Source organism: Serratia plymuthica NBRC 102599 (assembly GCF_001590925.1).
GTDB classification, from domain to species: Bacteria; Pseudomonadota; Gammaproteobacteria; order Enterobacterales; family Enterobacteriaceae; genus Serratia; species Serratia plymuthica.
Map to the genome: position 1 here is coordinate 39219 of NZ_BCTU01000034.1, position 26685 is coordinate 65903.

Annotated in this window: 31 protein-coding genes and 1 riboswitch; of the genes, 15 read left to right on the forward strand and 16 right to left on the reverse strand. The window is 54.6% G+C overall.

All coding sequences use genetic code 11. The features are described from left to right. The first annotated feature begins 322 nt into the window (after nt 1-322). Nucleotides 323-676, forward strand: a complete 354-nt coding sequence (locus SPL01S_RS21250) for a DUF1304 domain-containing protein (protein WP_004945694.1) — start codon at nt 323-325, stop codon at nt 674-676. A 28-nt stretch (nt 677-704) separates the two neighbouring features. Here the strand turns inward: SPL01S_RS21250 and SPL01S_RS21255 are convergent, their stop codons facing one another. Together SPL01S_RS21255 and SPL01S_RS21260 are read right to left on the reverse strand one after the other, a co-directional pair. After that, nucleotides 705-1091 (reverse strand): helix-turn-helix domain-containing protein, encoded by a 387-nt coding sequence (locus SPL01S_RS21255; protein WP_013813378.1) that lies wholly within the window; start codon nt 1089-1091, stop codon nt 705-707. 513 nt (nt 1092-1604) lie between these two features. Continuing rightward, complete coding sequence (locus tag SPL01S_RS21260; protein WP_004945687.1) at nt 1605-1817, reverse strand: YccJ family protein; 213 nt, start codon at nt 1815-1817, stop codon at nt 1605-1607. Nucleotides 1818-2018: 201 nt separating this feature from the next. Here SPL01S_RS21260 and SPL01S_RS21265 point away from each other — a divergent pair, with 201 nt between their 5' ends. Next, nucleotides 2019-2258, forward strand: coding sequence for a DUF2766 family protein (locus SPL01S_RS21265; RefSeq protein WP_004945684.1), 240 nt, complete (start codon nt 2019-2021; stop codon nt 2256-2258). Between the two features lie 40 nt (nt 2259-2298). On the opposite strand, the gene SPL01S_RS21270 is transcribed toward SPL01S_RS21265, so the two are convergent. After that, on the reverse strand, nt 2299-2532 hold the full coding sequence (locus tag SPL01S_RS21270; protein WP_004945682.1) for a YobH family protein: 234 nt from the start codon (nt 2530-2532) through the stop codon (nt 2299-2301). Between the two features lie 178 nt (nt 2533-2710). On the opposite strand from SPL01S_RS21270, the gene mgrB reads away from it, so the two are divergent. After that, nucleotides 2711-2854: a PhoP/PhoQ regulatory lipoprotein MgrB gene (mgrB, locus tag SPL01S_RS24870; RefSeq protein ID WP_006325944.1), complete on the forward strand. Its 144-nt coding sequence runs from the start codon at nt 2711-2713 to the stop codon at nt 2852-2854. Between the two features lie 99 nt (nt 2855-2953). Next, nucleotides 2954-3226, forward strand: coding sequence for a YebO family protein (locus SPL01S_RS21275; RefSeq protein WP_063202724.1), 273 nt, complete (start codon nt 2954-2956; stop codon nt 3224-3226). 50 nt (nt 3227-3276) lie between these two features. Here the strand turns inward: SPL01S_RS21275 and fos are convergent, their stop codons facing one another. After that, complete coding sequence (gene fos / locus SPL01S_RS21280) at nt 3277-3684, reverse strand: fosfomycin resistance glutathione transferase (protein WP_063202762.1); 408 nt, start codon at nt 3682-3684, stop codon at nt 3277-3279. A gap of 170 nt (nt 3685-3854) precedes the next feature. Between fos and SPL01S_RS21285 the strand changes: the two genes are divergently transcribed. The 3 genes from SPL01S_RS21285 to SPL01S_RS21295 all read left to right on the forward strand — a co-directional run bounded on the left by SPL01S_RS21285 (nt 3855) and on the right by SPL01S_RS21295 (nt 6016). Next, a complete protein-coding gene (locus SPL01S_RS21285) occupies nt 3855-4169 on the forward strand; it encodes a phage protein NinX family protein (protein WP_063202727.1) in 315 nt (104 codons plus the stop codon). A 67-nt stretch (nt 4170-4236) separates the two neighbouring features. Further along, a complete protein-coding gene (locus SPL01S_RS21290; RefSeq protein WP_004945669.1) occupies nt 4237-4473 on the forward strand; it encodes a DUF4060 family protein in 237 nt (78 codons plus the stop codon). A gap of 175 nt (nt 4474-4648) precedes the next feature. After that, nucleotides 4649-6016, forward strand: a complete 1368-nt coding sequence (locus SPL01S_RS21295; protein WP_006325942.1) for an amino acid permease — start codon at nt 4649-4651, stop codon at nt 6014-6016. 39 nt (nt 6017-6055) lie between these two features. Here the strand turns inward: SPL01S_RS21295 and SPL01S_RS21300 are convergent, their stop codons facing one another. Then, on the reverse strand, nt 6056-6346 hold the full coding sequence (locus SPL01S_RS21300) for a hypothetical protein (RefSeq protein ID WP_063202729.1): 291 nt from the start codon (nt 6344-6346) through the stop codon (nt 6056-6058). Nucleotides 6347-6568: 222 nt separating this feature from the next. Here SPL01S_RS21300 and SPL01S_RS21305 point away from each other — a divergent pair, with 222 nt between their 5' ends. From SPL01S_RS21305 to cspE, 3 genes are all read left to right on the forward strand, one after another. After that, on the forward strand, nt 6569-7567 hold the full coding sequence (locus tag SPL01S_RS21305; RefSeq protein ID WP_063202731.1) for an MBL fold metallo-hydrolase: 999 nt from the start codon (nt 6569-6571) through the stop codon (nt 7565-7567). 873 nt (nt 7568-8440) lie between these two features. Continuing rightward, complete coding sequence (locus SPL01S_RS24875) at nt 8441-8557, forward strand: DUF2627 domain-containing protein (RefSeq protein WP_002211058.1); 117 nt, start codon at nt 8441-8443, stop codon at nt 8555-8557. Nucleotides 8558-8598: 41 nt separating this feature from the next. Further along, nucleotides 8599-8808 carry a transcription antiterminator/RNA stability regulator CspE gene (cspE, locus tag SPL01S_RS21310; RefSeq protein WP_002221949.1) on the forward strand — a complete coding sequence of 70 codons (210 nt, stop codon included), beginning with the start codon at nt 8599-8601 and terminating at the stop codon, nt 8806-8808. 55 nt (nt 8809-8863) lie between these two features. On the opposite strand, the gene SPL01S_RS21315 is transcribed toward cspE, so the two are convergent. Next, nucleotides 8864-9577, reverse strand: coding sequence for a purine nucleoside phosphorylase YfiH/LACC1 family protein (locus tag SPL01S_RS21315; RefSeq protein ID WP_004945657.1), 714 nt, complete (start codon nt 9575-9577; stop codon nt 8864-8866). Nucleotides 9578-9709: 132 nt separating this feature from the next. Here SPL01S_RS21315 and rlmA point away from each other — a divergent pair, with 132 nt between their 5' ends. Then, on the forward strand, nt 9710-10528 hold the full coding sequence (gene rlmA, locus SPL01S_RS21320) for a 23S rRNA (guanine(745)-N(1))-methyltransferase (RefSeq protein ID WP_006325939.1): 819 nt from the start codon (nt 9710-9712) through the stop codon (nt 10526-10528). Here rlmA and SPL01S_RS21325 read toward each other — a convergent pair. Further along, complete coding sequence (locus SPL01S_RS21325) at nt 10525-11262, reverse strand: ArsR/SmtB family transcription factor (RefSeq protein ID WP_063202733.1); 738 nt, start codon at nt 11260-11262, stop codon at nt 10525-10527. The genes rlmA and SPL01S_RS21325 overlap by 4 nt on opposite strands. Before the next feature lie 165 nt (nt 11263-11427). Between SPL01S_RS21325 and SPL01S_RS21330 the strand changes: the two genes are divergently transcribed. Beyond that, the gene (locus tag SPL01S_RS21330; RefSeq protein WP_232245996.1) at nt 11428-12777 is read left to right on the forward strand and encodes an MFS transporter; all 1350 of its coding nucleotides are present in this window, start codon (nt 11428-11430) and stop codon (nt 12775-12777) included. A gap of 69 nt (nt 12778-12846) precedes the next feature. On the opposite strand, the gene mntP is transcribed toward SPL01S_RS21330, so the two are convergent. The 5 genes from mntP to manX form a co-directional block, all read right to left on the reverse strand. Beyond that, complete coding sequence (mntP, locus tag SPL01S_RS21335) at nt 12847-13416, reverse strand: manganese efflux pump MntP (RefSeq protein ID WP_004945650.1); 570 nt, start codon at nt 13414-13416, stop codon at nt 12847-12849. An 11-nt stretch (nt 13417-13427) separates the two neighbouring features. Beyond that, a riboswitch (yybP-ykoY riboswitch) is annotated at nt 13428-13611 on the reverse strand. Between the two features lie 221 nt (nt 13612-13832). Continuing rightward, complete coding sequence (locus SPL01S_RS21340; RefSeq protein WP_062871099.1) at nt 13833-14291, reverse strand: DUF986 family protein; 459 nt, start codon at nt 14289-14291, stop codon at nt 13833-13835. Between the two features lie 54 nt (nt 14292-14345). Continuing rightward, nucleotides 14346-15188: a PTS mannose transporter subunit IID gene (locus SPL01S_RS21345; protein WP_062871098.1), complete on the reverse strand. Its 843-nt coding sequence runs from the start codon at nt 15186-15188 to the stop codon at nt 14346-14348. A gap of 15 nt (nt 15189-15203) precedes the next feature. Further along, nucleotides 15204-16004 (reverse strand): PTS mannose/fructose/sorbose transporter subunit IIC, encoded by an 801-nt coding sequence (locus tag SPL01S_RS21350; RefSeq protein ID WP_004945641.1) that lies wholly within the window; start codon nt 16002-16004, stop codon nt 15204-15206. Between the two features lie 55 nt (nt 16005-16059). Continuing rightward, nucleotides 16060-17031: a PTS mannose transporter subunit IIAB gene (gene manX, locus SPL01S_RS21355; RefSeq protein ID WP_063202737.1), complete on the reverse strand. Its 972-nt coding sequence runs from the start codon at nt 17029-17031 to the stop codon at nt 16060-16062. Between the two features lie 582 nt (nt 17032-17613). On the opposite strand from manX, the gene SPL01S_RS21360 reads away from it, so the two are divergent. Next, nucleotides 17614-19158, forward strand: a complete 1545-nt coding sequence (locus SPL01S_RS21360; protein ID WP_004945630.1) for a TerC family protein — start codon at nt 17614-17616, stop codon at nt 19156-19158. Between the two features lie 18 nt (nt 19159-19176). Here the strand turns inward: SPL01S_RS21360 and SPL01S_RS21365 are convergent, their stop codons facing one another. The 4 genes from SPL01S_RS21365 to pabB form a co-directional block, all read right to left on the reverse strand. Beyond that, nucleotides 19177-20793 (reverse strand): EAL domain-containing protein, encoded by a 1617-nt coding sequence (locus SPL01S_RS21365; RefSeq protein WP_063202739.1) that lies wholly within the window; start codon nt 20791-20793, stop codon nt 19177-19179. 281 nt (nt 20794-21074) lie between these two features. Beyond that, nucleotides 21075-22439: an L-serine ammonia-lyase gene (gene sdaA, locus SPL01S_RS21370; protein WP_063202741.1), complete on the reverse strand. Its 1365-nt coding sequence runs from the start codon at nt 22437-22439 to the stop codon at nt 21075-21077. Nucleotides 22440-22885: 446 nt separating this feature from the next. Next, nucleotides 22886-23464, reverse strand: a complete 579-nt coding sequence (locus tag SPL01S_RS21375) for a CoA pyrophosphatase (protein ID WP_062871095.1) — start codon at nt 23462-23464, stop codon at nt 22886-22888. Further along, nucleotides 23461-24834 carry an aminodeoxychorismate synthase component 1 gene (pabB, locus tag SPL01S_RS21380; RefSeq protein WP_063202743.1) on the reverse strand — a complete coding sequence of 458 codons (1374 nt, stop codon included), beginning with the start codon at nt 24832-24834 and terminating at the stop codon, nt 23461-23463. Before pabB ends, SPL01S_RS21375 begins: the two co-directional genes overlap by 4 nt. A 527-nt stretch (nt 24835-25361) precedes the next feature. Here pabB and SPL01S_RS21385 point away from each other — a divergent pair. Next, entirely contained in the window at nt 25362-26369 is a 1008-nt protein-coding gene (locus tag SPL01S_RS21385; RefSeq protein ID WP_063202745.1) for a glycosyltransferase, read from the forward strand. A 63-nt stretch (nt 26370-26432) separates the two neighbouring features. Next, nucleotides 26433-26684: a YoaH family protein gene (locus SPL01S_RS21390; RefSeq protein ID WP_062792572.1), complete on the forward strand. Its 252-nt coding sequence runs from the start codon at nt 26433-26435 to the stop codon at nt 26682-26684. Nucleotide 26685: the final 1 nt, after the last annotated feature.

The window sequence follows — 26685 nt, forward strand, 5'->3', positions numbered from 1 at the left end:
AAATAGTGATCTGGCGCAAATAATTGGTCGGAGCAGTGGATTAAGATATCTTTCAAGAAGTGTTGTTATCTAACCGCTAGTCAGAAGCCTGTGAGGTCATTATGAGCCAAGTACTCTATCGTGCAAGATTATCCCATGTTGTTATTGCAACGGCGGCTTTTTGGATCTCTATCGCAGCTATGCTGGTTGTTGCGTTAAGCTAACACTGAGTGATTAGGTAATAGACCCGCTGCGGCGGGTTTTTTTATGTCTGATTATTCGCAATTTTCCGAATGCGGTTATACTTATTAAACCTGATTCTTAATTAACCTTTAAAAACACAATGGTAATTCTTTCTAATGTTATCGTGATATTAATAGCCGCGATTCATCTGTATATCCTGATCCTGGAAATGTTCCTTTGGCAGACGCCGACCGGCAGACGCGTGTTCGCCACTACGGCGGAATTTGCGGCTGCAACGCGAGTGCTGGCCGCTAACCAGGGGTTGTATAACGGTTTCCTGGCTGCCGGGCTGGCATGGGGAGTCTGGCGTGCTGACCCGACGGTGCAACTGTTTTTCCTCGGCTGCGTGCTGGTGGCGGGCATCTTCGGCGGCCTGACGGCGAGCCGTAAAATTCTTAAGGTCCAGGCGCTCCCTGCGTTGATTGCCATTTTGGTGGTGATTTGGGCCCATTAGCCCGCCGGTGGGTACGGCGGGAGAGCGGTCAGGCGGTTTTTTGATGGATGACGTGCAACGGCGGGGCGATGTGCAAATCCACGCTTAAATCCTGGCGGAAATCATAAGGCGTGATGTTGAACCGTTTTCTGAACATATAAGTAAAATGTGACTGCGAGCCAAAACCAAAATCCAGTGCAATGTCAAAAATGGTAGCGTCACTGCTGCGCAATTGATAAACCGCACCGGCCAGGCGGCGCTCGCGGATATACTTGCCCAGCGAAATCCCGGTCGCTTCTTTGAACAGCTTCTGCATGTGCCACAGGGAGTAGCCGGAGTACTCGGCCAACTCTTCGAGATGGATCACTCTACCTAGGTGAGTTTCGACCCATTTACTGAGGGCGCAGACCAATGAGAGGTGATGTTCTTGTATCATCAGTGCGTCTGTGTGAGATCTACATAGCGGTGAAGTATACACAACTTGCCGCCCCGGACAAAAAGCCCACCCGCTCCAGGGCGAAATTATTCGGAAAAACCATCATCAGGTGGCTTGTCAGCCGGAAGGAAAAACGGCTAATCTGAGATTGCCCGTTACCGCTGATACTAAAGTGGTTCAGGCCGCAGGAAATAAACCGCCTAGACAGAGTCAGCCGTAACAACTCAGCGTTGATGGGGTGATCGCATGTTAATGACAGTGATTATTACTCTGGTTGTAATCGTGGGCGTTGCCGCTTTTATGGTGACACCGGTAATGAGAATGAATAATGCGGAAGGTGTGGGAGGTGAAGAGCCGTGAGATCAGGCCACAATATAGCCCGCTGTGGGATGTGACAGACTACCGAAAAAGCCTGGATGTTCTTACCCGTCGTGTTTCGCGTCAGCGCGTTTTGGCTGCAACCTGAAATGCACAGGGTATCGTTCATCCGGGCTTTTTGTTGATAACGTCCGATCAGACGTTTTTGCGCTCTACGGTTTCTTCGCCCCAGTACAGCTGATCGGCACTGGTTTTGGCGAAGGCCATTTCCAAGGCTTCGTCACTGCCTTCCTCCCAGATTTTTTGCGCCAATATCTCGTCGTTCTTCGCCAGCTCAAAAATCGCCTCGGCAATTTCAACCGAAGTTTCGCGCACTGTCGCCCAGGATTTCACATTGTGGTTTGCCATCACGTTCTCCCGTCAGGTTAGGATTTGCAATGCGCCGCCAAGCGCAACGCTCAAGCCCCAAGTATAGGCCAATTCGGCAGGGCGTTTTGCTGACCAATGCGCATTAACGCTGAAAATTCAGCGGCAAACGGCGTGGGGGGCGGAAAAGCGGCAGGCGGCATGGTATTCTGTGCGGCGTCTGAACTAAGAAGGAAAGTCACTATGTCCGACATGCTGAGCAACGATCAGGAATTGGCATCCGATCTGGTCGCCTGCCAACTGGTCATCAAACAAATTCTGGATGTCATTGACGTTATCGCACCAACCGAGGTGCGGGACAAAATGGCAAGTCAGTTGAAAAGCATCGATTTTTCCACCCATCCTGCCGGCGCCGATCCGGTGACGCGGCGGGCTATCGAAAAAGCGATTGCGTTGATTGAGATGAAATTCACGCGTAATTGATGGGAAACCGCCGTTTGACGGCGGTTTCGGACGGTGGTGATCAATCCACCACCGTTTCGATCTTTTTGAACAGCGGGCAGTCGGCAATGCCAATCACGCCGTTGTCACCGTGCAGATACTGCGCTATCACCACATTCCGCGCCGTCAGATATTTACACTGCAACCCCAGCCCACCGACGTTTTGATTGCTGCCGATAAGCACCCCGTACCCCGAAAACAGAAATACGCCATACAGCACCGCCAGCGCCGCGATCCACTTAATCAGCTTACCCATTGTGACTCCTGTTATTGATTGTCGTAGCGATATAGCCACGAGCCAGAGCAGGGCGCAACGGTAACATTCTGAAAAATAAACCCAGGTGAGATTTCTAAACGACCGGTTAAACTTCGTTTAAGTTTGCCGTGATAGGCTGAGTAACCAATTACCAAGATAACAATGAGGCTGCTAAAATTTGTTGCGAAAAAAAATCCTCGTGATAATTGCGGCTCTGGCTGCCTGTCTGTTTTTTTATCTGCTGGCACTGGACAGTTATTGTGATGAGGGGGAGAGGTTTGCGTTGGGAATTTGTTCAATCACTCGCTTTGTTCCCTGGTGAGGTGCGCGGTGGTGCGCAACAATTTTCCGCGGAGATGTTCGTGCCCATCCCCGGAGTGCTAAGATGTCCGCCTGATTTTAGCAGTAGATAGGGTTGTCCATGTACGATTTAGGTTTTGGTCCAAATAGCCTGGTTTCGCTGGCCATCGCAGCGCTGGCGCTGCTGGTGGGATTATGGGGCTGGTTCCTGGTGAACCGCGCCAGCGTGCGTGCCAATGAACAGATTCGCCTGTTGCAGGAAATAGCCGAGCAGCAGCGCCAACAAACGGCGTTACTGAAGAGCCTGGCGCAAAGCGCCCGCGGCGACAGCGTGGCGGAGGATGACGATCTCAGCCCGGCGCTGGATTTCAAGGGCTTCATCCCCGAACGTTAATCAGCTGCCTGTCGGGTGGCGCTTCACGCACTTTATGCCACCCGCTTTCCTCAGAAAAACTCCATCCCCTGATAAGGTTGAGCACGGCATGCTGCCAGACGACTGGCCAGATCGCCGCTGTGAATTTCTAACTGATGCCCGTCGGGATCGAGAAAATACAGTGATTCCCCCTCGCTGCGGTTGCTTTTCCACTCTTTTACTCCTGCCTGGCGTAGCCGTAATGCGGCGGGTGCAAAATTTTCCTCCGTCACGCTGAACGCATAATGGGTATAGTCTCCCGGCGTGTCCGTCGCACGCGAACTGTCCCACGACAGACACAACCACAGTTCGCCAAGGGACAGGTAGGCGCCATTTTGCCAGCGCGCATGCGGGATGAATCCCAACAGACGGGTGTAGAAATCGAAACTGCGGTTGACGTCACCTACCGCGAGCGTCAGGTGGTTAAGGCCGCTCAACATGGCGATGATTTCCGGGCAATGAAACAGGTAAAAAGTGTAATCATCCGAATGGAGAATATAAAGATCAAAAAACATTAGTATGGATAATATGAAAAGCCGTCGCTTTGTCATAAATCTGTCGTATTGGCATCGTAATGTAGCGCCAACCTTACGAAAGATGGATGAAGCCGATGATTAAATGGTATGAAGAAAGCGACGCCGAGGTGAACCGCAGCATTGCGTTGATCACCGGAGAAAACCCGGAAAAATGGTATCCTTACGGCGGCGTGAAAGGTAAAGATTATTGCAAGAATCCCTCCGATGCCTGGCCGATTATCTGCGCCAATAAAATCAGTTTGAATGCTGACGGCCAAAGCGATAACCCGCTGTGGCAGGCCCGTATGATCACCCAGCGCGGTGAGTGGCAGGCAGACAGCAACAGCCCATTGCGCGCCGCGATGATCTGTTTCCTGCTGAGCCAGCAAACCACCGAGATGACCCGTTGAACCACCAGAAATACTGATGATTTTTCCCTTTTTATGACAACAGAACTGTCTCTGGCGGAGCCTGTTTATGAAGCGCATTATTAAAGGTGATAAAAACTTGTCTCATCTGGTGATTGCCCATGCGGCAATCGATCGTCATGCCGAAAGCTTTGGGCAGCGCCGACAGGGCTGGCCCTCAACCTACCTGATAAAATATCAAAACGATCGCGTGGCAGTGGAAGTGGTCACGCGTCGCCAGTCCTATGTCGCGACGCTGATGATTGGCGCACGCAATCTGACCAAACTGTGCGGCCTGCCAGGCTGAATCTCAGCCATTTCGGCGCCATTCTTTGCATAAAATAGCATCCTGGTCCCTGTTGCCGGGGTGCTTCTCCTTGATGCTCCCGGGGTTAAGTGTTAAAAAGCCGCCCGCAGATACATTTATTGATTGGCGAAATCTTGTGCAAAAGCGACGGGATTCAACGCCATATGAGGATAAGATGGGCGGTCAGCAACAGGATACTCCGCTAAAACGCGGTTTAAAAAACAGACATATACAACTCATCGCCCTTGGGGGCGCCATTGGCACCGGTTTGTTTCTCGGCATTGCACAGACCATTAAAATGGCCGGTCCTTCCGTGCTGCTGGGCTACGCAATCGGTGGCGTTATCGCTTTTCTGATTATGCGCCAACTGGGTGAAATGGTGGTTGAAGAGCCGGTCGCCGGCTCATTCAGCCACTTTGCCTATAAATACTGGGGCGATTTCGCCGGTTTCCTTTCCGGCTGGAACTATTGGGCCATGTTCATTCTGGTCGGCATGGCCGAGTTAACCGCCGTAGGGATTTATATTCAGTATTGGTGGCCGGACATCCCGACCTGGGTTTCCGCTGCGGGATTTTTTGTGCTGATTAATCTGATCAACCTGGTCAACGTGCGCCTGTATGGCGAAACGGAGTTCTGGTTCGCCATCATCAAGGTGGTGGCGATTGTCGGCATGATCGTCTTCGGCGCCTGGCTGTTGGTCAGCGGAAATGGCGGCCCGCAAGCCAGCTTCGGCAACCTGTGGGAGCAGGGGGGCTTTATGCCGCACGGCATAGAAGGGCTGGTCATGGCGATGGCGGTGATCATGTTTTCATTCGGTGGGCTGGAGATGGTCGGCATCACGGCTGCGGAAGCCGCCGATCCGCGCCGCAGCATTCCGAAAGCCACCAACCAGGTGGTGTACCGCATCCTGATTTTTTATATCGGCTCACTGACCGTACTGCTGTCTCTCTACCCATGGGACAAGGTGGTGGAAGGCGGAAGTCCGTTTGTGATGATTTTCCACGCGCTGAACAGCAACCTGGTGGCGACCCTCCTTAACGTGGTGGTGCTGACGGCGGCGCTGTCGGTGTATAACAGCGGGGTTTATGCCAACAGCCGCATGCTGTTCGGCTTGGCGACGCAGGGGAATGCGCCGAAGGCGTTGACCCGGGTGAATAAGCGCGGCGTACCTGTGCTGTCCATTGCGCTGTCGGCGCTGGTGACCTCTGTCGGCGTGCTGATCAACTACGTGATGCCTGGCAAGGCGTTTGAGCTGTTGATGGCGCTGGTGGTGTCTACGCTGGTGATTAACTGGGTGATGATTTGCCTGGCGCACCTGAAGTTCCGTGCGGCGAAAAACCGCCAGGGGGTGATCCCGAGCTTCAAGGCGTTGTGGTATCCGTTTGGCAACTACCTGTGCCTGGCGTTTCTCAGCCTGATTCTGGTGATCATGTATTTCAGCGAGGGGATCCGCATCTCCGTACTGCTGATGCCGGTATGGATCCTGCTGCTGTGGGTGGGTTTTATGCTGACGCGCCGTAAAGGCGCCAAAGTGCGGCGTTAATCTATAACGGAGGCGCCTTGCGCGCCTCCGGTTCAGGCTTTAGCTACGTGGCATAAAGGCCGTGCCCTGATTGCCGCGGCCCAGGCCCAACAGCTTCCTGCACAGCAGGAACAGGGTGGTGACGATATCGATAGCGACCACGCTAAGCATCAGCACGCCCAACATGAAAAAACTCACCAGCGCGCCAAACAGCAGCACCAGCGGTGCCGGCACTCTCACCCGGCGGAGCTTCATCGCCGCGTACATTTTCCAATACTGGCTCTGTTGCCGCATCGTGCTACGGATACGGCCCAGACGAACACGTGACTTGCGTGATGTAGAACGGCTCATAACTTCTCCTTTTCTGAATGTCCTATAAGTAAATCATAAAGATCTTAAGAGATGCTTAACAGGCTCTTTATGGCCCTGGCATGCTCACAGGGACTGTGACAACACAATATCCGAAAAGGTCCCCCCCGAGGTGAGCACGGTTCACAAAGCACGCCAATCGACTATCTTGTTATGTTATCTAATCTGCCCGTGCAGGGTGTCCGCAGTGGTCGGGAGAGCAATTTGAAGAGAATCAATCGTTACTATGATGCCGCGAAAGCTCACCACACCCCGGAGGGGTTTCGCAATCCGGAACCGACTCAGCGTCAGGAAGGGGATTTGAGACGCTGGCAAAATGAGCGCAAGCAGCAAGGGTTGCCCAAACCGCCACAGTTGGGGTATCAGCAGTTTACCCAGCGCTGGTGGCAGCCTGCCGACCTCAGCGGCAGCGATGACGGCATCTGGTGGCTGGGGCACGCTTCGATGCTGCTGCGTCTGGATAGCCGCTATATCCTGATCGACCCAGTGCTTTCGCAACGCGCATCTCCGCTGAGTTTCTACGGCCCTAAACGTAAAACGCCGCCGCCGTTGACGGTGCAACAATTACCGGCGGTGGATGTGGTGTTGATTTCTCACAACCATTATGACCACCTTGATCGGCGGACCGTGCGCCAATTGGCGCGACGTTTTCCCAACGCGACCTTTATCGTGCCTCTGGGGTTAAAAAGCTGGTTCCGGCGTTATCGCCTCAAGCGTGTGGAAGAACTGGACTGGTGGGACAGCCTGTCATTGGGCGAGTTAAGGTTCCACTGTACGCCGGCGCGTCACTGGAGCATGCGTACCCTGTGGGATCGCAACCGCTCTTTGTGGTGCGGCTGGGTTATTCATCATCCGTCGCTGCGTTTCTATTTTTCTGGTGACAGCGGTTATTCGGAACGGCTGGCGGATATCGGCGTGCGCCTGGGGCCGTTTGACGTGGCGGCGTTGCCAATCGGCGCTTATGCACCGCGTTGGTTCATGCAGGAACAACATATGGATCCGCAGCAGTCGGTGACGCTGTATCAGCAATTAAATTCACCGCGGGTTATTCCGATTCATTGGGGCGTTTTTGAATTGGCCGATGAGTCGCTGGATGAACCGCCACAGCAATTAAATCTGGCGTTGAGCTCTGCCGGAATAGAGCGGCATCAGTTCTTGCCAATCAAAATTGGCGAGCGCATTGCGCTTTCCTCTAACTCTTAAGGGGTAAATTCACGCCCCGTGAGGGACGGTTTTTCGGATTGAACCGCCTGCAAGGCCGCCCGGTTGCGGGCTGCCGTTGTACGGGGGAACGGCGGAGGGCGTTATCAGGTGCCGGGTCTGATGAGTGGGTGCGAATAGCGAGGTGTGCAAAAAGACAAAATAATTAGACCCGAGAGTGGGTTTTGTCGGCAGAGTAAATACCCCCTGTCTTTTTAAGATTTAATTCGGTTATACATTCTCACGGATGTTAGGGTTATTGCCGTTATTTAATTCTGTCGTCAGCAGGATATTTATCCGGTTATGCACAATGATGGTGCGTAATTTTCCCCGTTGCATGCTTATGCACCTTAAAGCGGCAGCGCCATTTGTTTTTTGCCGGGGATCCGATTGTGCAGCGGGTATTCGCGATAACTAATATTAATAATTAGCATCGGTATTATTTTCTCCGGAGAGGGGAAGGTTATCAGACAGGCGGCGGCACCGGCGTTGGGCCGTCCAGATGGCGACCAAGTGGTCTGATGAGTTTGAGGTCAAAGGCACCCGTTCATCGATATTCAAATGTTGTATAAGAAATTCCATAAAGATTCAAATTTTTTAACGTTCTAAGCGCCCGATGGCGGTTATATGTCGCAACGCAGAGGAGCGATCGGATGAAAGAATTGTTAAAATTCAGTCAGGCTGCGGAGTGTAGCGCGGTGTGAGCGTTAAGCAGAAAATAGCTAAGGCTTCAACATCTTTTAGCCTATTTAAGCTTATGTTGCTATCGACCGTTTCAAATATGTGCGACAGGTCCATCAGTGATTAAAAATGGCTTGCCATCGAATACAGAGTATGTGATAACGCATCTGGGTAAAACGAGGTACAGTTCTGTATATGTGTGGCATTTTCAGTAAAGAAGTTCTGAGTAAAGACGTTAGCGTTGAATACCGCTTCTCTGCCGATCCTTATCTTAGTGCCTCAAGCAGTAACGACTCTAGTTTGTCTATGTAACGCCTACGGGCGGTTTAAACAATCCAAAGGAAATACTCAAGATGGCAAAGATCAAAGGTCAAGTTAAGTGGTTCAACGAGTCTAAAGGTTTCGGTTTCATCACCCCAGCTGACGGCAGCAAAGACGTGTTCGTACACTTCTCTGCAATCCAGGGTAACGGCTTCAAAACCCTGGCTGAAGGCCAGAACGTTGAGTTCGAAATCCAAGATGGCCAGAAAGGCCCATCTGCAGTGAACGTTACTGCTATCTAATCAGCGTCAGCTGTACAAAAAGCCCGCCTTCGTGCGGGCTTTTTCGTGTCTGCGCTCAGCCGGCGATGATAATCCCCGCGTACTGATTGCGGCCGGTAATGCCTGGGTGCCCAGGATCCTGCTCACGCCGGTGGCTGTTGCGGCGGTAGCTGGTGTATTTAAAGCGCTGCGGGTGCCGCGAGTCGGTATTCGGCGTGCAGATGGTGCAACTCCCGGCGCGATCAACGGCGGCAAACCCCAGCTCGCTGAGTTTGTATTCGGCGATGGCGGCCAGATCCAGGTGGCGATAGCTTGGACTGATCAAGGCGGCAGGCAGCGGCAACTGCTGTTTAAAGCGCGTAACCAGCTCTTCGTTCACCTCATAACAGCACGGGCCGGCAGCCGGGCCGATGGCGGCCACCCAGTTTGCCGTTGAGTCATCGCGGCTGATTCGCGCCGCCAATTGCTCAAGAATGCCATCCAGCAAGCCGCGCCAACCGGCATGCACGGCCGCAATGGCCGAGCCGTCATTGCGGCTGAAAATGACCGGCAGACAGTCTGCCGTCAATACGCTGAGCAGAATACCGGGTTGGGTGGTGTAGAAACCGTCGGCTTCACCGCAAATTTGGGCCGCATGATGAATGTCGACGATGCGAGTACCGTGCACCTGTTTTTTTTCCGGCAGCGTGGCGCGATAGGGTTGCAGATGGCCAGGCAGCAGGGCACTTTTGTGGCCGAAACCGTGCTGAATGGCCGGAACGGTGCTGAGAAGCGGGGAGTAGTCGGTCATATAACGTCTTTGCCTGCGTCAGAAAACATATCGTCAGTGTAGCCAGCTTTTTTACCCGTTGGCTAGGCCTGCCTTGCATCGTGCAGAAGCCTTCTTTAGACTACCTGCGCCGTATCTCTCTGGAATCCAACCATGTCTTATCAGTGCCCTCTGTGTCACCAGCCGCTTCTTCTTTCTCACTTGCAATGGCGTTGCGATGCCAATCATCAGTTTGACTGCGCCAAAGAAGGCTATGTCAATCTGCTGCCTGTGCAGCATAAACGTTCGAAGCAGCCGGGAGACAGCACGGAAATGATGCAGGCGCGGCGCGCTTTTCTCGATGCCGGATTTTATCGACCGTTGCAGCAACGGGTGGCGGAACTGCTGGAACAGGCGTTGGGTGGCGAGGCGCAGGCGCTGCTGGATATTGGCTGTGGCGAAGGTTATTACACCGCTGAAGTGGCGGCACGATTGGCGCCGCGCGACATCACCGTTTATGGGCTGGATGTTGCCAAAGTGGCGATCCGCTATGCGGCCAAGCGTTACCCTGCGGTGTCATTCTGCGTGGCGTCCAGCCACCGTTTACCCTTTGCCGACCGTTCTTTGGACGCGATCCTGCGCATTTACGCGCCGTGCAAAGCCGAAGAGCTGGCGAGGGTGGTCAAACCCGGCGGCGTCGTAGTGACGGTATCGCCTGGCCCGCGCCATCTGTATCAGTTGAAAGAACAGGTTTATCAGCAGGTGCAACTGCACGCGGAATCCGATGAGCAACTGACGGGCTTTGACTGCGAGCGGCTCGAGGCACTGGCGTACCCGATGACGCTGCCGGGCGAGCAGGCGGCCAACCTGCTGCAGATGACGCCTTTCGCCTGGCGGGCTTCTCCAGAGGTGCAACAGCGCCTGAGTGCCAGCGAAGCATTCGCCTGTGAAACGGATTTCGTTATAGGCCTGTACCGTCGCCAAGCCGATTAAACCACCGGATATGCCGCTTCGCCATTGACCGTATCGTCCTCCAGATCTGCGCGCTCAATGGCGAGGTGCGTTTTCAATGCCGTCCAGCCCCTTGGGGTAACCTTGAGCGCCCGGGTTTCCGGCAAGCGCTGCAGCCAGCCCCAATGGCAAAACGCGTCCAGCAGATAAGCCGCCAGCGGCCCGGCGAGGTGATATTGCCGCTCGGTCCAGTCCAAACATTGGCGGCCTTTGCCAACCCCCTCTGGCTCTACTGCGGCCGCCTCGGCGCCCAACGCCTGTAACCAATTGACGCCGGCCGGCGTCAGCACATATTCGCATGCGCCATTTTCGACGATTAGCCCTTGTTTCAGCAGGCTGCGCGTTACGGCGACGCCGACTTTCCCGGCCAGATGATCATAACAACAGCGCGCGAAGCGCATCTCACGCGCAGAACGGTTGGGCGTATTGCGCCAGGCCGGCGTTACCGGCCCGATCGACGCCAGACTTTCCAGCAGATGCGAGACGTGCGGCCCCGAGAGACGATAGTAGCGATAGCGCCCAATCTGTTCGACGCTAAGCAAGCCGCCGTCCAACAACTTTGCCAGATGCGAGCTGGCGGTTTGCGGGGTGACGCCTGCCGACTCTGCAAGCGCACTGGCTGATAGCGCGTTGCCGTCGGCCAGCGTGATCAACATCACCGCCCGCACCGGTTCGGCGATCAGATGCGCAACGGATGCAATATTATGTTGGCCCACGAGTTTCTCCTTTATCGATAGCAGGCGATGTTTTCATCGTTCAAGGTACACTTCGATATGCTTCGAAGTATTCCAGGCTAAGAGCGGCTTATAGTCAATGCCTGTTTCATCACCCTGGGTACGCAACGAGTGGCAAGCTTGAATAAACAACAAAAACGAGTACTGATGGCAACCAGCCTCAGCTATGTCATCGTCATCCTGGATACGTCGATCGTTAACGTCGCCTTGCCGCCGATCGCCGCCGATCTGGGTACCGGGCTTAGCGGTCTGCAGTGGGTAGTGAACGCTTATACGTTGGCGTTCGCCAGCCTGTTGCTCAGTGGCGGGATGCTGGGCGACAGGCTAGGAGGGCGGCAAGTCTACCTTGCCGGGCTGGCGATCTTTGCCTGCGCTTCTGCCCTTTGCGGGCTGGCGGGGGCACTACCCGTACTGGTCACCGCCAGAATATTGCAAGGCGTTGGGGCCGCTTTGCTGGTGCCCAGTTCCTTAACGCTGATTAACGCGGCCTTTCCCGAGGCGAAACAGCGGGCGGGTGCCATTGGCGTATGGGCCGGATGTGGCGGCGTAGCGATGGCGGCGGGGCCGCTGGCCGGCGGCGTGCTGATCCAATTGCTGGGCTGGCGTAGCCTGTTTTGGATCAATATCCCGGTGATTGCGTTGGGAATCGGGCTGACTCTGCGTATTGCGGCCGTTCGCCCGCCACTATCCTTGCGCCAGATGGACTACGCCGGGCAGGGGACGGTGATTGTGGCGCTAGCCACTTCGGTGGCCTTGTTGATTGAGGGCGCGCGGCTTGGCTGGCACTCTGGCTGGGTGTTGGGCGGTATCGCCGTGGCTGCCTTGAACTGGCTGATGTTTGTTGCGATAGAGCGACGAAGCCGGCAGCCGATGCTGCCGCCGGCGCTTTTCCGCAGCGTGGTTTTTTCCGCCTCGGCATGGGTTTCGCTGGTTTCTGCTCTGGTGTTTTACGGGGCGTTCTTTCTGCTGAATCTTTATTTTCAAGAGGTACGGGGTTGGTCGCCGCTGCAGTCCGGCCTGGCATTTCTTCCCCTGACCATTATGGTCACGCTGGGCAGCTTTCTTTGCGGCCATCTGGTTCAGGCGTTGGGTGCGGGGCGGGTAGTTTATTGCAGTTTGCTGCTGTATGCGTTGGGTTTCGGTGGCTTGCTGGCGCTGGCCGAAAGCCCGCCTTACTGGCGTATTGCGTTGTGTTTCCCCTTGCTTGGCCTGGCGGCCGGGATCATTACGCCTGCGGCCACGACGGCGTTGTTGAATGAGGTCGCGAGTGAACGGGCGGGCGTTGCCGCCGGCGTGCTCAATGCCGGCAGGCAAAGCGGCTCCGCGTTTGGCGTGGCGATTTTCGGCGCGCTAATGACGGCGTTTCATCCGCTGGAAAAGGGGATCCAGTTCGCCGTGTGCGGCGCGATAGGCCTGTCGTTGCTCACGGCTGTTCTATGGGGATTGGCGATCAGGTTTGCCGCGTGTGCAGGAGGCCGGCAACCGACCGGGCGATAGCTAAGGTGAATGCTTATGCCAGAAACGAAAAAACCTGCCATTGGCAGGTTTTTTTGCGTTCAGCGACAATCAGGCGAGGTAGCCCAAATGCTCCAGCAGAATATTGATGCCGATACCGATCAACACCACGCCGCCGATGATCTCTGCGCGTTTGCCCAACAGCGGCCCGATAAAGCGGCCAATCATCATACCCAGCGTTGCCATAATCATGGTGGCCATGCCGATGGCCATGGCGGTATGCACAATATTGACCTGCAGGAAGGCCAGACCAACGCCGATCGCCATGGCATCAAGGCTGGTGGCGATAGCGGTGGCCACCAACAGCCAGAAGCCGTGGCGCTTCACTTTTTCCACTTCGTCCGGCCGGTTTCTGATGCCTTCGACAATCATGCGCGTACCGAGAATAAACAGCAGCGAGAAGGCTACCCAGTGATCCCACTCCATGATGTATTGGCTGGCGAACAGGCCAATTGCCCAGCCGATGATCGGCGTAATGGCTTCGACCACGCCGAAGATGAGTCCGGTGCGCAGGGCTTCACGAAAACGGGGTTGATGCAGGCTGGCACCTTTGCCGATCGACGCGGCGAACGCATCCATAGACATGCCAAAAGCGAGAATGAGTGTAGCGGAAAGATTCATGTTAAATAGCCTCGGCCGGGCGGCTCCATATACACGTAACCCACCCCCAACCATACGACGGAGTTACGTGTCTATGGTCTCGCCAACCTTACCTGGCTGCCCGCACCACGTTTCAGAGTCCGAAACGAGTATGTTGATACGGGCGTTTCTGGCGTTTTATTGCCCAGAAACCGGCTACTCCCCAATGACGGCGCAACCATACCATAATATTTCTGACGACGACAACCTTAATTACTTGAGAATATTCTTTTTGGAATTGAGAATTGTTTTCATTAAAGAATTGCAAGAGGGAATATAATGTAGGCTGATGCAACAATGTTGCGTAAATAATAAACTGATAAGCGCTGGGGTTGTTGATTAATTATCCATATACAGCGCGTATTATCGGCAGGGATGAAACTTTAAGTATTATTTATTCATTGATTTTCAACGAAAAAATGATAAATCCTCTCCAGATCGTCTAATTGTGTAACCTGAATGAGTAACCGGCGCTGTTCCAGGTCGATGACCAGGATGCCATCTTCAGATAAATTCATGGCTTTAATGCGGTTATATTCAATGAAGGTGTTGGCATAAAAGAAACCCTGGGTTTTAAACAGTATCTTGGGCCAGCGAATATAAGAAATGTAGATGGCGATCAGCGCTAAAGAAATAAGCAGATAAGTGGTCAATATTGCGCCGTTGGTGGTGACGTTTCGGTAAATCAAAATGACAATCAGGCCGACAAAAATCAGGCAGTCGATCCGGTTGCGGCGCTTTAACTGCACTTTAAGCCGCGTTTTGCCCTTCAGCAGGTTCATGCCGAATTCGTCGTAAATCGCATACAGCAGCATCAGCGCGGTAAAAATCAGTAATACGCCATCGGTCAGTGACATCTTTCAACTCCACAAATAAAAAAACCGGGGGTTTCCCCCCGGTTGCGACTAGCTTTACAGGCCCAGCAGACCAATCCAGTAACCGAAGATGCCGATGGCGAAGAAGCCGATGATAATCCACAGCGCATTCACTTTTCTGCGCAACAGCCACATACAGCCGAAGGTCAGCAGCAGCGGCACCAGACCCGGCATCAACTGATCGAGAATGGTTTGCACCGTGGTCACAGTGGTATGCCCGGTCTGATCGGTGATCTTCGACACCACCAGCGGGATATTCACGTGCGTCCACTTGTTAACCAATGCTCCCATCACAAACAGGCCAAGAATGGACGCTCCTTCCGTCAGTTTTTGCAGGAAGCCGCCGCCCATGTCATTAACGATATCCACCCCTTTACGGTAACCGTAGGCCACGCCGTAATAGCGGGTCAACAGGCGTACCAGGTTGAACAAGACAAAGAACAAAATAGGGCCAAGCAGGCTGCCGCTCATGGCAATACCGGCGCCGAGCGCGGCGAATACCGGCCGTACGGTGCCCCAGAAGATCGGGTCGCCCACGCCGGCCAGCGGCCCCATCAAACCGACCTTGATGCCGTTGATGGCCGCATCGTCGATCGGCGCGCCGTTGGCACGTTGTTCCTCCATCGCCATGGTAACGCCAAGCACCGGCGCCGCCACGTAAGGGTGGGTGTTGAAGAATTCCAGGTGGCGTTTGATTGCCCGTTTGCGGTCGTCGTTATTTTCCGGGTACAGGCGGCGGATCACCGGCACCATAGAGAAGCAAAAACCCAGCGCCTGCATGCGTTCGAAGTTCCATGAGCCCTGGAACAGGTTCGAGCGCAGGAACACACCGCGAATATCGGCCGGCGTGAGTTTCTTTTGAGCTGTTGTATCAACCATGTCTCTCACCTATTCCTAATCGAGTTCGTTATCGAGATCGTTGGCATTAGCCGGACCAGCCTGTACAACCTGAGACTTGTTGTATTTCGGACTGAGCTGGATATAAAGCACGGCCATCACCACGCCGATGACGCCGAGCGCCACCAGGTTAAAGTTGGTGAAGGCGGCGGTAACGAAGCCGAGGTAGAAGAAAGGCATCAGGTAACCGGCGCGCATCATGTTGATCACCATGGCGTAACCGACCACCACAATCATCCCGCCGGCGATGTTCAGGCCGCTGGTGACGACTTCAGGGATCGAGTTAAGCAGCGCGTGAACGCCTGCGGTGCCCACCGAGATGGCCACGATAACCGCCGGGATGGCGATACGCATCGCCTGCAGCAGCAGGGCGGAGATGTGGATCCAGGTGATGGCACGTAAACTGCCGCGTTCCGCTGCGCTGTCCGCCGCGTGCTGGAAGGCCACGGTCAGTGTACGCACGATGATGGTCAGCACTTGCCCGGCCGCCGCCAGCGGTATGGCCAGCGCGATACCGGCACCGACGCTCTGGCCGCCGGCAATAACCAGAATGGTGGAAATGATGGAAGCCAACGCCGCATCTGGCGCGACCGCAGCACCGATATTCATCCAGCCCAGGGCGATCATCTCCAGCGTACCGCCGATGATGATGCCGGTTTTCATATCACCGAGAATAAAGCCAATCAGGGTACAGGCGACCAGCGGACGGTGGAACTGGAATTCGTCGAGGACGGATCCCATCCCGGCGATACAGGCAACGATAAATATCAGCACAATCTGAAGAGTGGTGATCTCCATTGCACTTCTCCTATGACCAAAGAGCTCTGAGTAAAATAATTATTGGCTTGCGCCATTAATTGAGTTTGTTAATCAGGTCCATCATTTTTAACCGGCTGTCGGACGAGACTTTGCGAACTTCCAGTTCGATACCGCGATCGTTTAATTTCTTAAACGCTTCGATATCTTTTTCGTCGACCGACACGGCGTTGTTGACCTGGGTTTTCCCCTGGCGAAACGCCATGCCGCCGATATTCACCGATGTGATATCTACGCCGGCCTCGACCAGGCGCCAAACGTCGGTCGGATTGGTGAACAGCAGCATGACGCGGTCACCGGCGTATTTCGGGTTGTTCCATACGCGGATGGCTTTCGCCACGTCGACCACGTGCGCGGTAACGCCCGGCGGGGCCACTTGGGTCAGTAAGGTTTTGCGGACGTGATCGGCGGCGACTTCGTCGCTGATGACAATGATGCGGCTGACGTTGGTTTCCTTGGTCCAACGGGTGGCAACCTGGCCGTGAATCAAGCGGTCATCGATGCGTGCCAGGCCGATCTTCATACGGTCATTGGGGCCAAGCGGTGCCTGCGGTGCGGCGGGTTTGGCGGCAGGGGAACTCTGTGGTGCCGCGGGCTTAACACTCTCTTCTTGCGGTTTTTTCAGCGCTTTTACGCCTTCACGGCCGGTTTCCAACGCCAGTGCGACCAATTCGTCGAAGCCTGGGTTATCGTCCCGCGCCATGAACGTTTCCACCAGCATGGGAATGTTAACCCCGGTGACGACCTCATAGTTTTCTTTATCGACGGCAATGCGGCTGGCCGCGTTGAATGGGCTGCCGCCCCAGGTGTCCACCAGAAACAAGACACCACTGCTGGTGTCTAGCTCGCTGATTTTCAGGTTATATTTCTCGATTAACGTTTCGGCGTTTTCACCGGGGACGAAGTCTATAAAAGCGACGTTATCTTGCTCGCCCAATAGCATTTCCGCCGTCTTCAGCAATTGTTCCGCTGCGGTCCCGTGTGTGCCGATGATAATAGCTATTGCCACTCGCTACCTCCTCATTGAACTTCATGCACGGATTGTGTCGTTCTTGATTTCCTTTCTGGCAGTCACTTCCGCGGTTCAGATACAGGTTCAGATACATTATGGTAGAAAATCAGAAACGCGGGCTTAACATTTCTCGCGCAGTTTCAAAAGCCTGTGCGCGTTAATTCACATTGGCGTCATTTATTTTAGTGAGTGAAAAAATAAATTTTGTGACATTGCTCTGTTATTGAGCGCTCAGATAACTCTTAATACGGCGTTTGCAGAATTAAACAACAGACCTGTTACAAGACGATGCTGAAGGTAAAAAAGCTTCTTTGCCGTAAAAAAAATTCCTGCTAGAGTATTTGCTCTTTCATATTTAGGAGTGAAGGGCCTCAGCCCACCCTATGGACTGTCACCGAAGTTACTGTTTTTCAAGGTTCCACCCGCCACCTGCTGGCGTAACACAAGTCACACGGCCGTTCGGCCATCCCCCGGTACTGCAATCCCGTTATCTTGCTGTTGTTGTCTGCGCGCCCTCTGCGTCAGCATCGTCACGCCTGAGCCCCGCTCGGCAATCCTGTCTTTTTTCCGGAGTCTGATATGGAATTTTTAATGGACCCCTCGATTTGGGCTGGGTTACTTACACTGGTGGTATTGGAAATTGTACTGGGCATCGACAACCTGGTGTTTATCGCCATTCTGGCCGATAAGCTGCCGCCGAAGCAGCGCGATAAAGCGCGCATACTCGGTCTGTCGCTGGCGCTGTTCATGCGTCTGGGCCTGTTGTCGGTCATTTCCTGGATGGTTACGCTGACTACGCCGCTGTTTAGCGTGGCGGATTTCAGTTTCTCCGGCCGTGATCTGATCCTGCTGTTCGGCGGTGTCTTCCTGTTGTTCAAAGCCACTATGGAACTGCATGAACGGCTGGAAGGGCAGACGCACCAGGATGGCGCCAACCGTGGCTACGCCAAGTTCTGGGCGGTGGTGGTGCAGATTGTGATCCTTGACGCCGTGTTCTCGCTTGATGCGGTGATTACCGCCGTGGGGATGGTGAACGACCTGCCGGTAATGATGACGGCGGTGGTGATCGCCATGGTGGTGATGCTGGTGGCGTCAAAACCGCTGACCAACTTCGTGAATGCCCATCCGACCATAGTGGTGCTGTGCCTGAGCTTCTTGCTGATGATCGGCCTGAGCCTGATCGCCGAAGGTTTTGGCATGCATATTCCTAAAGGTTACCTGTACGCAGCGATTGGCTTCTCGATCCTGATCGAGCTGTTTAACCAGATTGCACGCCGTAACTTTATCAAACACCAGGCGCACCGCCCGATGCGCGAGCGTACCGCCGAGGCGATTATGCGTCTGATGGGTCAACAGCGCGCACAGCAAACGGACGAAGCCGTACCGCAGCCGGTGAACGAGACTTTTGCCGCTGAAGAGCGCTATATGATCAGCGGCGTGCTGACGCTGGCTTCGCGCTCATTGCGCAGCGTGATGACACCGCGCACCGAAATCTCGTGGGTGGATTGCGATCGCTCACGTGAAGAGGTGCGCGAGCAATTGCTGGATACGCCGCACAGCCTGTTCCCGGTTTGCCGTGACTCTCTGGATGAGATTATCGGCGTGGTGCGCGCCAAGGATCTGCTGGTGGCGGTGGAACAGGGTGACGATATCGCCGAGTTTGCCGCACGCACGCCGCCGATAGTGGTGCCGGAAACCATGGACGTGATTAACCTGCTGGCGGTATTGCGTCGCGCCAAGGGGCGTCTGGTGGTGGTGACCAATGAATTTGGCGTGGTACAGGGGCTGGTAACGCCGCTGGACGTGCTGGAGGCCATCGCCGGCGAATTCCCGGACGAAGATGAGACGCCGGATATCGTGGTGGAAGGCGCAAGCTGGCTGGCGAAGGGCGGCACCGACTTGCACTCGCTGGAGCAGGCGCTGAACTGCGAAGATTTGGTCAGCCCGACGGCGGATTACGCCACACTGGCGGGTTTCCTGCTCTCTCATTACGGCCAGATGCCGGCTGCGGGGGATGTGGTGGAGCTAAACCAGCTGCGTTTCGAAGTTATTGAAGTGTCGGAGTACCGCATCGAGCTGGTGCGTATCACTAAAGTGACGCCTCACGACGAGGAACAGCAGTAACATGACGAGCCGGGGGCATCACGCCTCCGGCTTGTTTTCCCTTTCTTTCTGCCGCTCCTCACGCGCACTCATCGCTCGCAACTTCGATTCATACTGCTGTAACCACAGCGGAAATACGTTGATTGGCATCGGCTTGGCGAAATAGAAGCCTTGCAGCGCGTTCACGTCGTGTGAACGCAGGTAATCTGCCTGTTCCTCGGTTTCCACGCCTTCCGCCACCAGCTTTAGCTTCAACTTGTGCGCCAGAGTAATGATGGTATCGGTGACGGTGGCGTTGATCGCATCGGTACCGATGGCGGCGGTAAAACCGCGATCGATTTTCAACACGTCAGGGCTGAGTTTTTTCAGGTAACTGAGCGAACTGTGCCCGGTGCCGAAGTCATCGATTGCCAGCATGATCCCCATTTCTTTCAGCGTCTTGATTTGCTCATACTGAATTTCAGACAGTGCGGTGCGTTCGGTAAGCTCCAGCATCAACGAGGGCATCGGTTGGGCCGGTAGCCAGATGCGTCGAATGTCGTCGATGAGGGTGACCGCGTTGAAATGCTCTGCGGCGACGTTAATGCTGATGTAAAACGACGGACGTGGCGGGAACAACTGCAGGTTTTCCACCACGGTGCCCATCAGGTAGCGGGTCAGGGCGATGATCAGCCCATGTTGTTCCGCGAGGGGAATAAATACGTCCGGCGAGATCCAGCCCTGGCGTTTGTTTTTCCAGCGCAGCAGGGTTTCCACCCCGATGCAGCGGCCCGTTTCGGCGTTGATGATCGGCTGGCAGTAAACCCGGAATTCGCGATGGGTAATGGCGTGGCCAATATGGTAGGACAGGCTCATGCGGTTGGCGGTTAGCAGGTACACGACATAGGCCGCCAGCAGGCTGATCAGCAATGCCAGCGGAATATGGCGCGGTAGCGCAGCCAGGGCGAGCCGGCTTGCCTGCGGGCCAAACAGCGAGATGGAGAAAGGGTATTGCGCTGATTTTGCGGTATAGAGAAGGCCGGTAGTCAGGGTATCGCTGCGCAGGATCTCCCGTCGTCCGTATTCCAGGCTGTTGTCACCGACGTTCAGCACCACCCGTTGTGCGTAGGGTTCTTGCGGTTCCAGCAGGAAATTGGCCAACAACTCAATATTGAATACATGCAGCACGCCGTTGAGATTGTTATCGGCTGTTACCGGCGTCCACATGATCAGCGTTGGCACCCCTTTGGCGACCGAAAGAGAAGGGCGCAGGGCTAACTTCGCGCTACCGTCTGCCAGGGTAGGCAAAATGGCGCTGAAAACATAGTTACGCACGCCGAACAGGCTGGAACAGTAAATAACCCCGTCTTTGACCAACAGCATGGCCCGCAGCGCCTGATTTTGCGCAGCGCGAAAGCGCAGCGTCGGCATTGCGGTCTGGCAGGGTTGCTCCAGCAACGACATGGAGCGTCCGGCCTGGAGCTCCGCAGGCGCCAGCAGGTTATTGATCTTGGTGACGGTATGGGTGGCAAGTACCCGCTGGCTTTGCTCAATGGTGCCGAGCTCCTGATAGTAGCGGGTGTACAGCGAGAGCAGCAGAATAGCCAACCCAACCGCCCCGGCCAGAAGCCAACGGTAATAGCGGTATTTAGTCACGGCAAGTTGGGTCATCAACATCGGTAAATCCTTGTTCGGTAAGCTAGCCCAGAATCCTCGTCCGGCCAAACTGCCATGGGATGATACTCGGCTAATTCTAGCCTGTCGTTATACAAGAGTGATGGTAACCCAGTAAATTATTTAAATTTGGAGAAACAAAGGGCTAAATTGCAGGTTAACCGGTGGATCGGCGCGATATTGTAAAGGGAGTTTTGAGTGACGGTGTCACTTGTGACGAGTAGGGAGTTGATTATCAAGATCTTATACAAAGAAAAACCCCGCCGTGAAGGCGGGGTGTGGGGTCAATCGCACTGCACTTTTATTGCCAGGCCGCCGCGCGAAGTTTCGCGGTATTTGGCGTTCATGTCTTTACCGGTTTCGTACATGGTCTCGATCACCTTATCCAGAGAAACGCGTGGCTCACTGGTGCGACGCAACGCCATGCGCGCCGAGTTGATCGCTTTCACGGACGCAATCGCATTACGTTCAATGCAAGGGACCTGAACCTGCCCGGCAACCGGATCACAGGTCAGACCCAGATTGTGCTCCATGCCGATTTCCGCCGCGATGCAAACTTGCTCCGGGCTGCCACCCAGCAATTCAGCCAGGCCTGCCGCCGCCATAGAGCAGGCGACGCCGACCTCTCCCTGGCAGCCTACTTCGGCGCCAGAGATGGATGCGTTCATTTTGTAGAGTGCGCCGACGGCACCCGCAGCCATAAAGTAGCGGATGTAAATGTCCGGGCTGACGGATTCGATAAAGTGGTCATAGTAGGCCAGTACGGCAGGAACGATGCCGCAAGCGCCGTTGGTTGGTGCTGTGACTACGCGGCCGCCGGCGGCGTTTTCTTCGTTAACCGCCAGCGCGAACATATTGACCCAGTCAATAACGTTCATTGGGTCGCTGGACAGCTTATCGGAGGAAACCAGCAAACGGCGCAGCGCGGAAGCGCGACGCGGTACACGCAGCGGCCCAGGCAGCACGCCCTCGGTGTTCAAACCGCGATCGATACAGGCGCGCATGGTCTGCCAGATGTTGCCGAAGTAGGTTTCGATTTCCTGCTTGCTGTGCAGCGCCAGTTCGTTCTGCATCACCATGCCAGATAAAGACAGCCCGGTCTCGCGGCAGTGATCGAGCATTTCACGAGCAAAATTGAACGGGTAAGGAACGGTCAACTCATGTTCGTCGGCTTTGCCGAAGTTCTCTTCATCGACGATAAAACCGCCGCCGATGGAGTAGTAGGTCTTGCTGTAAACTTCTTTATCACCGGCGAAGGCATGGATCTGCATGCCGTTTTCGTGCAGCGGCAGGTTGTCGCTGCGGAAAACCATGCCGCCGTCGCGCGGGAAATCGACTTCATGCAGGCTGCTGGCCAGCATCAGGCGTTGACGTTGTTCTACATCGCGAATAAAACTCGGGATGCTATCGATATCAACGGTATCCGGCATATTGCCCGCCAGGCCGAGGATGATAGCGATATCGGTATGGTGACCTTTACCGGTCAATGAGAGTGAGCCGTAAACATCTACAGCTACACGCGTGATAGAAGGCATCAGGCCTTTATTTACCAGATCGTCGACAAACTGTTTGCCGGCTTTCATCGGTCCAACCGTATGAGAGCTGGACGGGCCGATGCCGATCTTAAACATGTCGAAAACGCTAATCACGCTAAAACTCCTTAGAGGCATATTGTTATGGCTGCATCGGTTAAAAACCGCGCAGGGAACAGCGATATTGTAAAAGGCCCGTACGGGTTCGGTTGCCTTTTTCGCATGAAATAAAATAATCCTTGGTGTTGGCTCACTTATTGATTGTCTCTGGCAGTCGGTCAGCCGTGGAACCTTCCGTTGCCCAAACTCAGTTAATGACAATCGCGCCAGCTTCCGTTGCGGGGCGCTGCCGGTTTAATCCCTATATTGATAGTGGTTTATTCCGGACGGCAGTATTTTACAGGTATTTCGTAAGGTTGAAGAGAGAGTTTACAGTTTTTTTAAAACTCTCATGGCCAGAAAGGTAGTTGAAAAAGCAGAGGAATGAAGTGATGCCGATCGCTTTACCCGCGCCTGTTGCGCGGGTAACCGTTTGTCTTGTGATCTGTGTCACGTATCTGGCGTTAAATACTCACCTGCTGCGCCAGCCGGCGAATGATGGCGGCGGTCAACCCCCAGACAAACTGACTCTGATACCAGGAAAGATAAATGCGGTGCGAGTGGCCTGCCCGGTGGATATCCAGCGGATAATAGCGCGACAGCGTCAACGCTTCATGCAGCGGAATCTCAAAGACGTCGGCCACTTCGTCTTCGTTGGCGCTGAATTGCACATCGGGCGCGATCAAGCCGACCACCGGCGTGACCTGGAACCCGGTGCTACTGTCAAGCGGCGCCAGTTGGCCAAGCACGGTCACCGACTGGGGCGGGATCGCCACTTCTTCGTGCGCTTCACGCAGTGCGGTGATAATCGCCGAGCCATCTTCGGCATCGGTTTTGCCGCCGGGAAATGCCACCTGGCCGGCATGTTTACGCAGTGAGTCGGCGCGGCGGGTGAGCAGCAGAGTGGGTTCGGGGCGGCAGACAATAGGGATCAGCACCGCCGCCGGGCGGGTATTGTGCGAAATCTGCGACGCCTGCGGCAACTGCAGTTGGAAGCGGCTGATAAAAGCGGCAAGCGATGTCGGGTAAATCGGTTGGCTCACGACGAGGTAACCTCTCCCAATTGCGGCAAGATACGGCCGACCTTATCAAAGGTTTCCTGATATTCCGCTTGCTCCTGGCTGTCGGCCACGATGCCGCCGCCTGCAGAACAGTAAATGCGACCGTTTTCGGTGATTAACGTGCGGATGGTGATATTGGTGTCCATGGTGCCGCAGGCGCTGATATAACCTATGCTGCCGCAGTAGGCATTGCGCCGCTGCGGCTCCAGCTCCTCAATGATTTCCATCGCCCGCACTTTTGGCGCGCCGGTAATGGAGCCACCCGGGAAGCAAGCGCGCAGCAGTTCGGTTGCTGCTGTGCGTTCCGGCAGGATGGCGGTGATGGTGCTGACCAAATGATGGACTGCGGGGAAGGGTTCGACCACGAACAATTCGGGGACGCGCACGCTGCCCGGCTCGGCAACACGGCCGATATCATTACGCAGCAGGTCGACAATCATCAGATTCTCCGCACGGTCTTTCGCAGAGTGTGCCAATCGCTGCGCCTGCTGCGCATCCTGATCGGCATCGTCCAGCCTCGGCAAGGTGCCTTTGATTGGGCGGGTTTGAATGTGTCGGTTCTCCAGCCACAGAAAACGCTCGGGCGAAACGCTCAGTACGGCGTTGTCCGGCAGGCGCAAAAAGGCGGAGAAGGGTGCGCGGTTGCTGGCGTTCAGTTGTTGAAAGGCTTGCCATTCATCGCCCTGATAATCTGCTGAAAAGCGCTGCGCCAGATTAATTTGATAGCAATCACCGCTACGCAGGTAATGCTGAATGCGCTGGAACTTTTCGCCGTACTGTTGGCGCGTCATATTGGCCTGCCAGCGGCTGGTCAACGCAAATGCCTGCTGCGGTTCCGGCCGTTGTGCGTTAAGCCACTGCCAGCGCTGTTCCGTGTCGCCGTAGCTGAGCAACGTCAATGTCTGCCGGTGATGGTCGGCAATCAGCGCCCAGTCATAAATGCCGATCGCCATATCCGGCAGCGCGATATCCGCTTGCGCCCATTGCGGCAGCTTTTCCACTCTGCGCCCCAGGTCGTAACCGAACAGCCCGAGTGCGCCGCCCTGAAACGGCAGGTTGGGATCTGCCGCGGGATGCCACTGTTGTTGTTCCAACTCTTCTTGCAGCAGGCTGAACGGATCTTCTTGCGACTGTCGGTCATCTTCACCGCGGCGAATCTCGGTGATTTGCCCTCGTGTGGTCAGCGTTGTGCAGGGATCTGCGACCAGGATATCGAAACGGTTATGCGAGTGTTCGGCAAAGCCGGAGTGCAGCAACATCGCCCACGGCTGCTGTGCCAGCGGAGCAAAATGCTCCAGCAGGGCGGTACGGGTGTAAGGCAAAGACTTAAGATTCGGTGCGGTTGCGCTCATGGGCCTCAATAAACCTGACTGACGGGAACGGCGGTTTCTGCCCGCTATTCTGCCATATTCGACCGGCGGGTGCATGTTCTGGCGTTGGGCGCCAGAGCACACTTCATATAAACGGTGAGTAAACGATTTTGTAATGAAGCATTTTTTGCGCCATTAACGACAATTTTATGTGTTAGAAAATAATAATTCAGGCTGAGGTTAAATCAATTTTAATCTGCAGGCGCTGATTGAAAATAAAACAATTTATTGTTTTTATCCTGTTATTGTTTCGGGGTGTCATCAAAAATAGTGAGGACGACATGCCTTATTGCCAACAACGTCACAAACGAAATTTTTCTGTCTCGTACTGTCGTGGCGTTCCCCTTTATCTGCTATCTGCGGGGAATGCAAATTAAAGAAAATTCGTTGGGAAAAAACGTACTCGGAGGCCTGGTTTGATTATTTAACCTCGAATCGCTCATTTAACTGCGCACCGTTTTTTTAGAAAATAGAACTATTTATTCGTTACTTTTTGCGAAGAGCTGCCTATGCCCTTAATCCTGAGTGTCATTGTCCCGTTGCATAACGTGGGAGCACTGTTTGAGCCTTTCATGGCGTCGTTGTTGGCTCAGGATGAGCGGCGGCTGGAGGTGATCATCGTTAATGACGGTTCCACCGACGGCTCTGGCGCTATTGCCCACCGCTATGCGCGGCAATACCCGCATATTACCGTGATCGATCAGCCTAATTCCGGCGTTTCCTGCGCACGCAATGCGGGGCTGGCTATTGCGCAGGGAAAATATGTGGCGTTTCCGGATGCGGATGATTTATTGGCGCCTGAAATGTATTCAACGTTAGTGGCCTTGGCCGAACAAGAACAATTAGATGTCATGCAGTGTAACGGCCAACGTTATTTTTCCCGAGAAAATGAACTGCAAGAGATTATTCCGAAAAAGCGATTGGGCGACACCGGCGTTATTAGCGGGGCACAATGGCTAGAGCGGGCGTTGAAAACAAGAAAATTTATTCATGTGGTTTGGTTGGCGGTGTATCGTCTTGATTTTATTAAGCGGCATCAGTTGTATTTCGAACCGGGGTTACATCACCAGGATATTCCCTGGACCACCGAGGTGATGTTTAATGCGCAGCGGGTCAAGTACCTCAGCAAAGCGTTGTACCGGCAACGGGTGCACGATCAATCCATCAGCAATCGCCGCCGCACCGGCAAGGCGAACGTGGAATACCAGCGACACTATATGAAAATAGTGGAAATGCTGGTGGTGCTTAACCAACGCTATGCCGGCAAAATGGTTATTCGACCGGCTTTTCACTGGCAGATCGCCCGCGAGGCGTTGGGTATTTGCCACAGTATTCGGCGGGAGCCTGAGCCGGCGGCGCAGTGCCAAATCACCGCTGAGTTTTATCAGCGTGGTATTGATAGAACGATGGCGGCTAACGCACGCGGCCTCAAGCAGATCTGGCACGTTACGTTGTGGTTGCATCGTCTGAAGCAGTGGCGGGATTGCGATCATTGCTCGCAGCCCGCCGCCGAATAACAGGCGTTGGGATCCGCCGGTTTAAGGCGTATAATCCCCCTCCATTTTGCCGGAGAGAAACACATGCTTGCAGGTATGCCGTCATTGAGTCACCAAGAGCAGCAGGACGCTGCGGACCGTATCCATCTGTTGATGGAACAAGGCATGAGCAGTGGTGAAGCCATCGCGCGCGTCGCGCAGGAAATCCGCGAAAAACACCAGGGCGACCAGGTTAGCGTTCTGTTTGATGATGAAGACGAAGACGAAGACGAAGACTATCAGGAAAGGCCGGACGAACAGGCTGACGACGATTCGGAAGAAGACGAAAACTATTGAT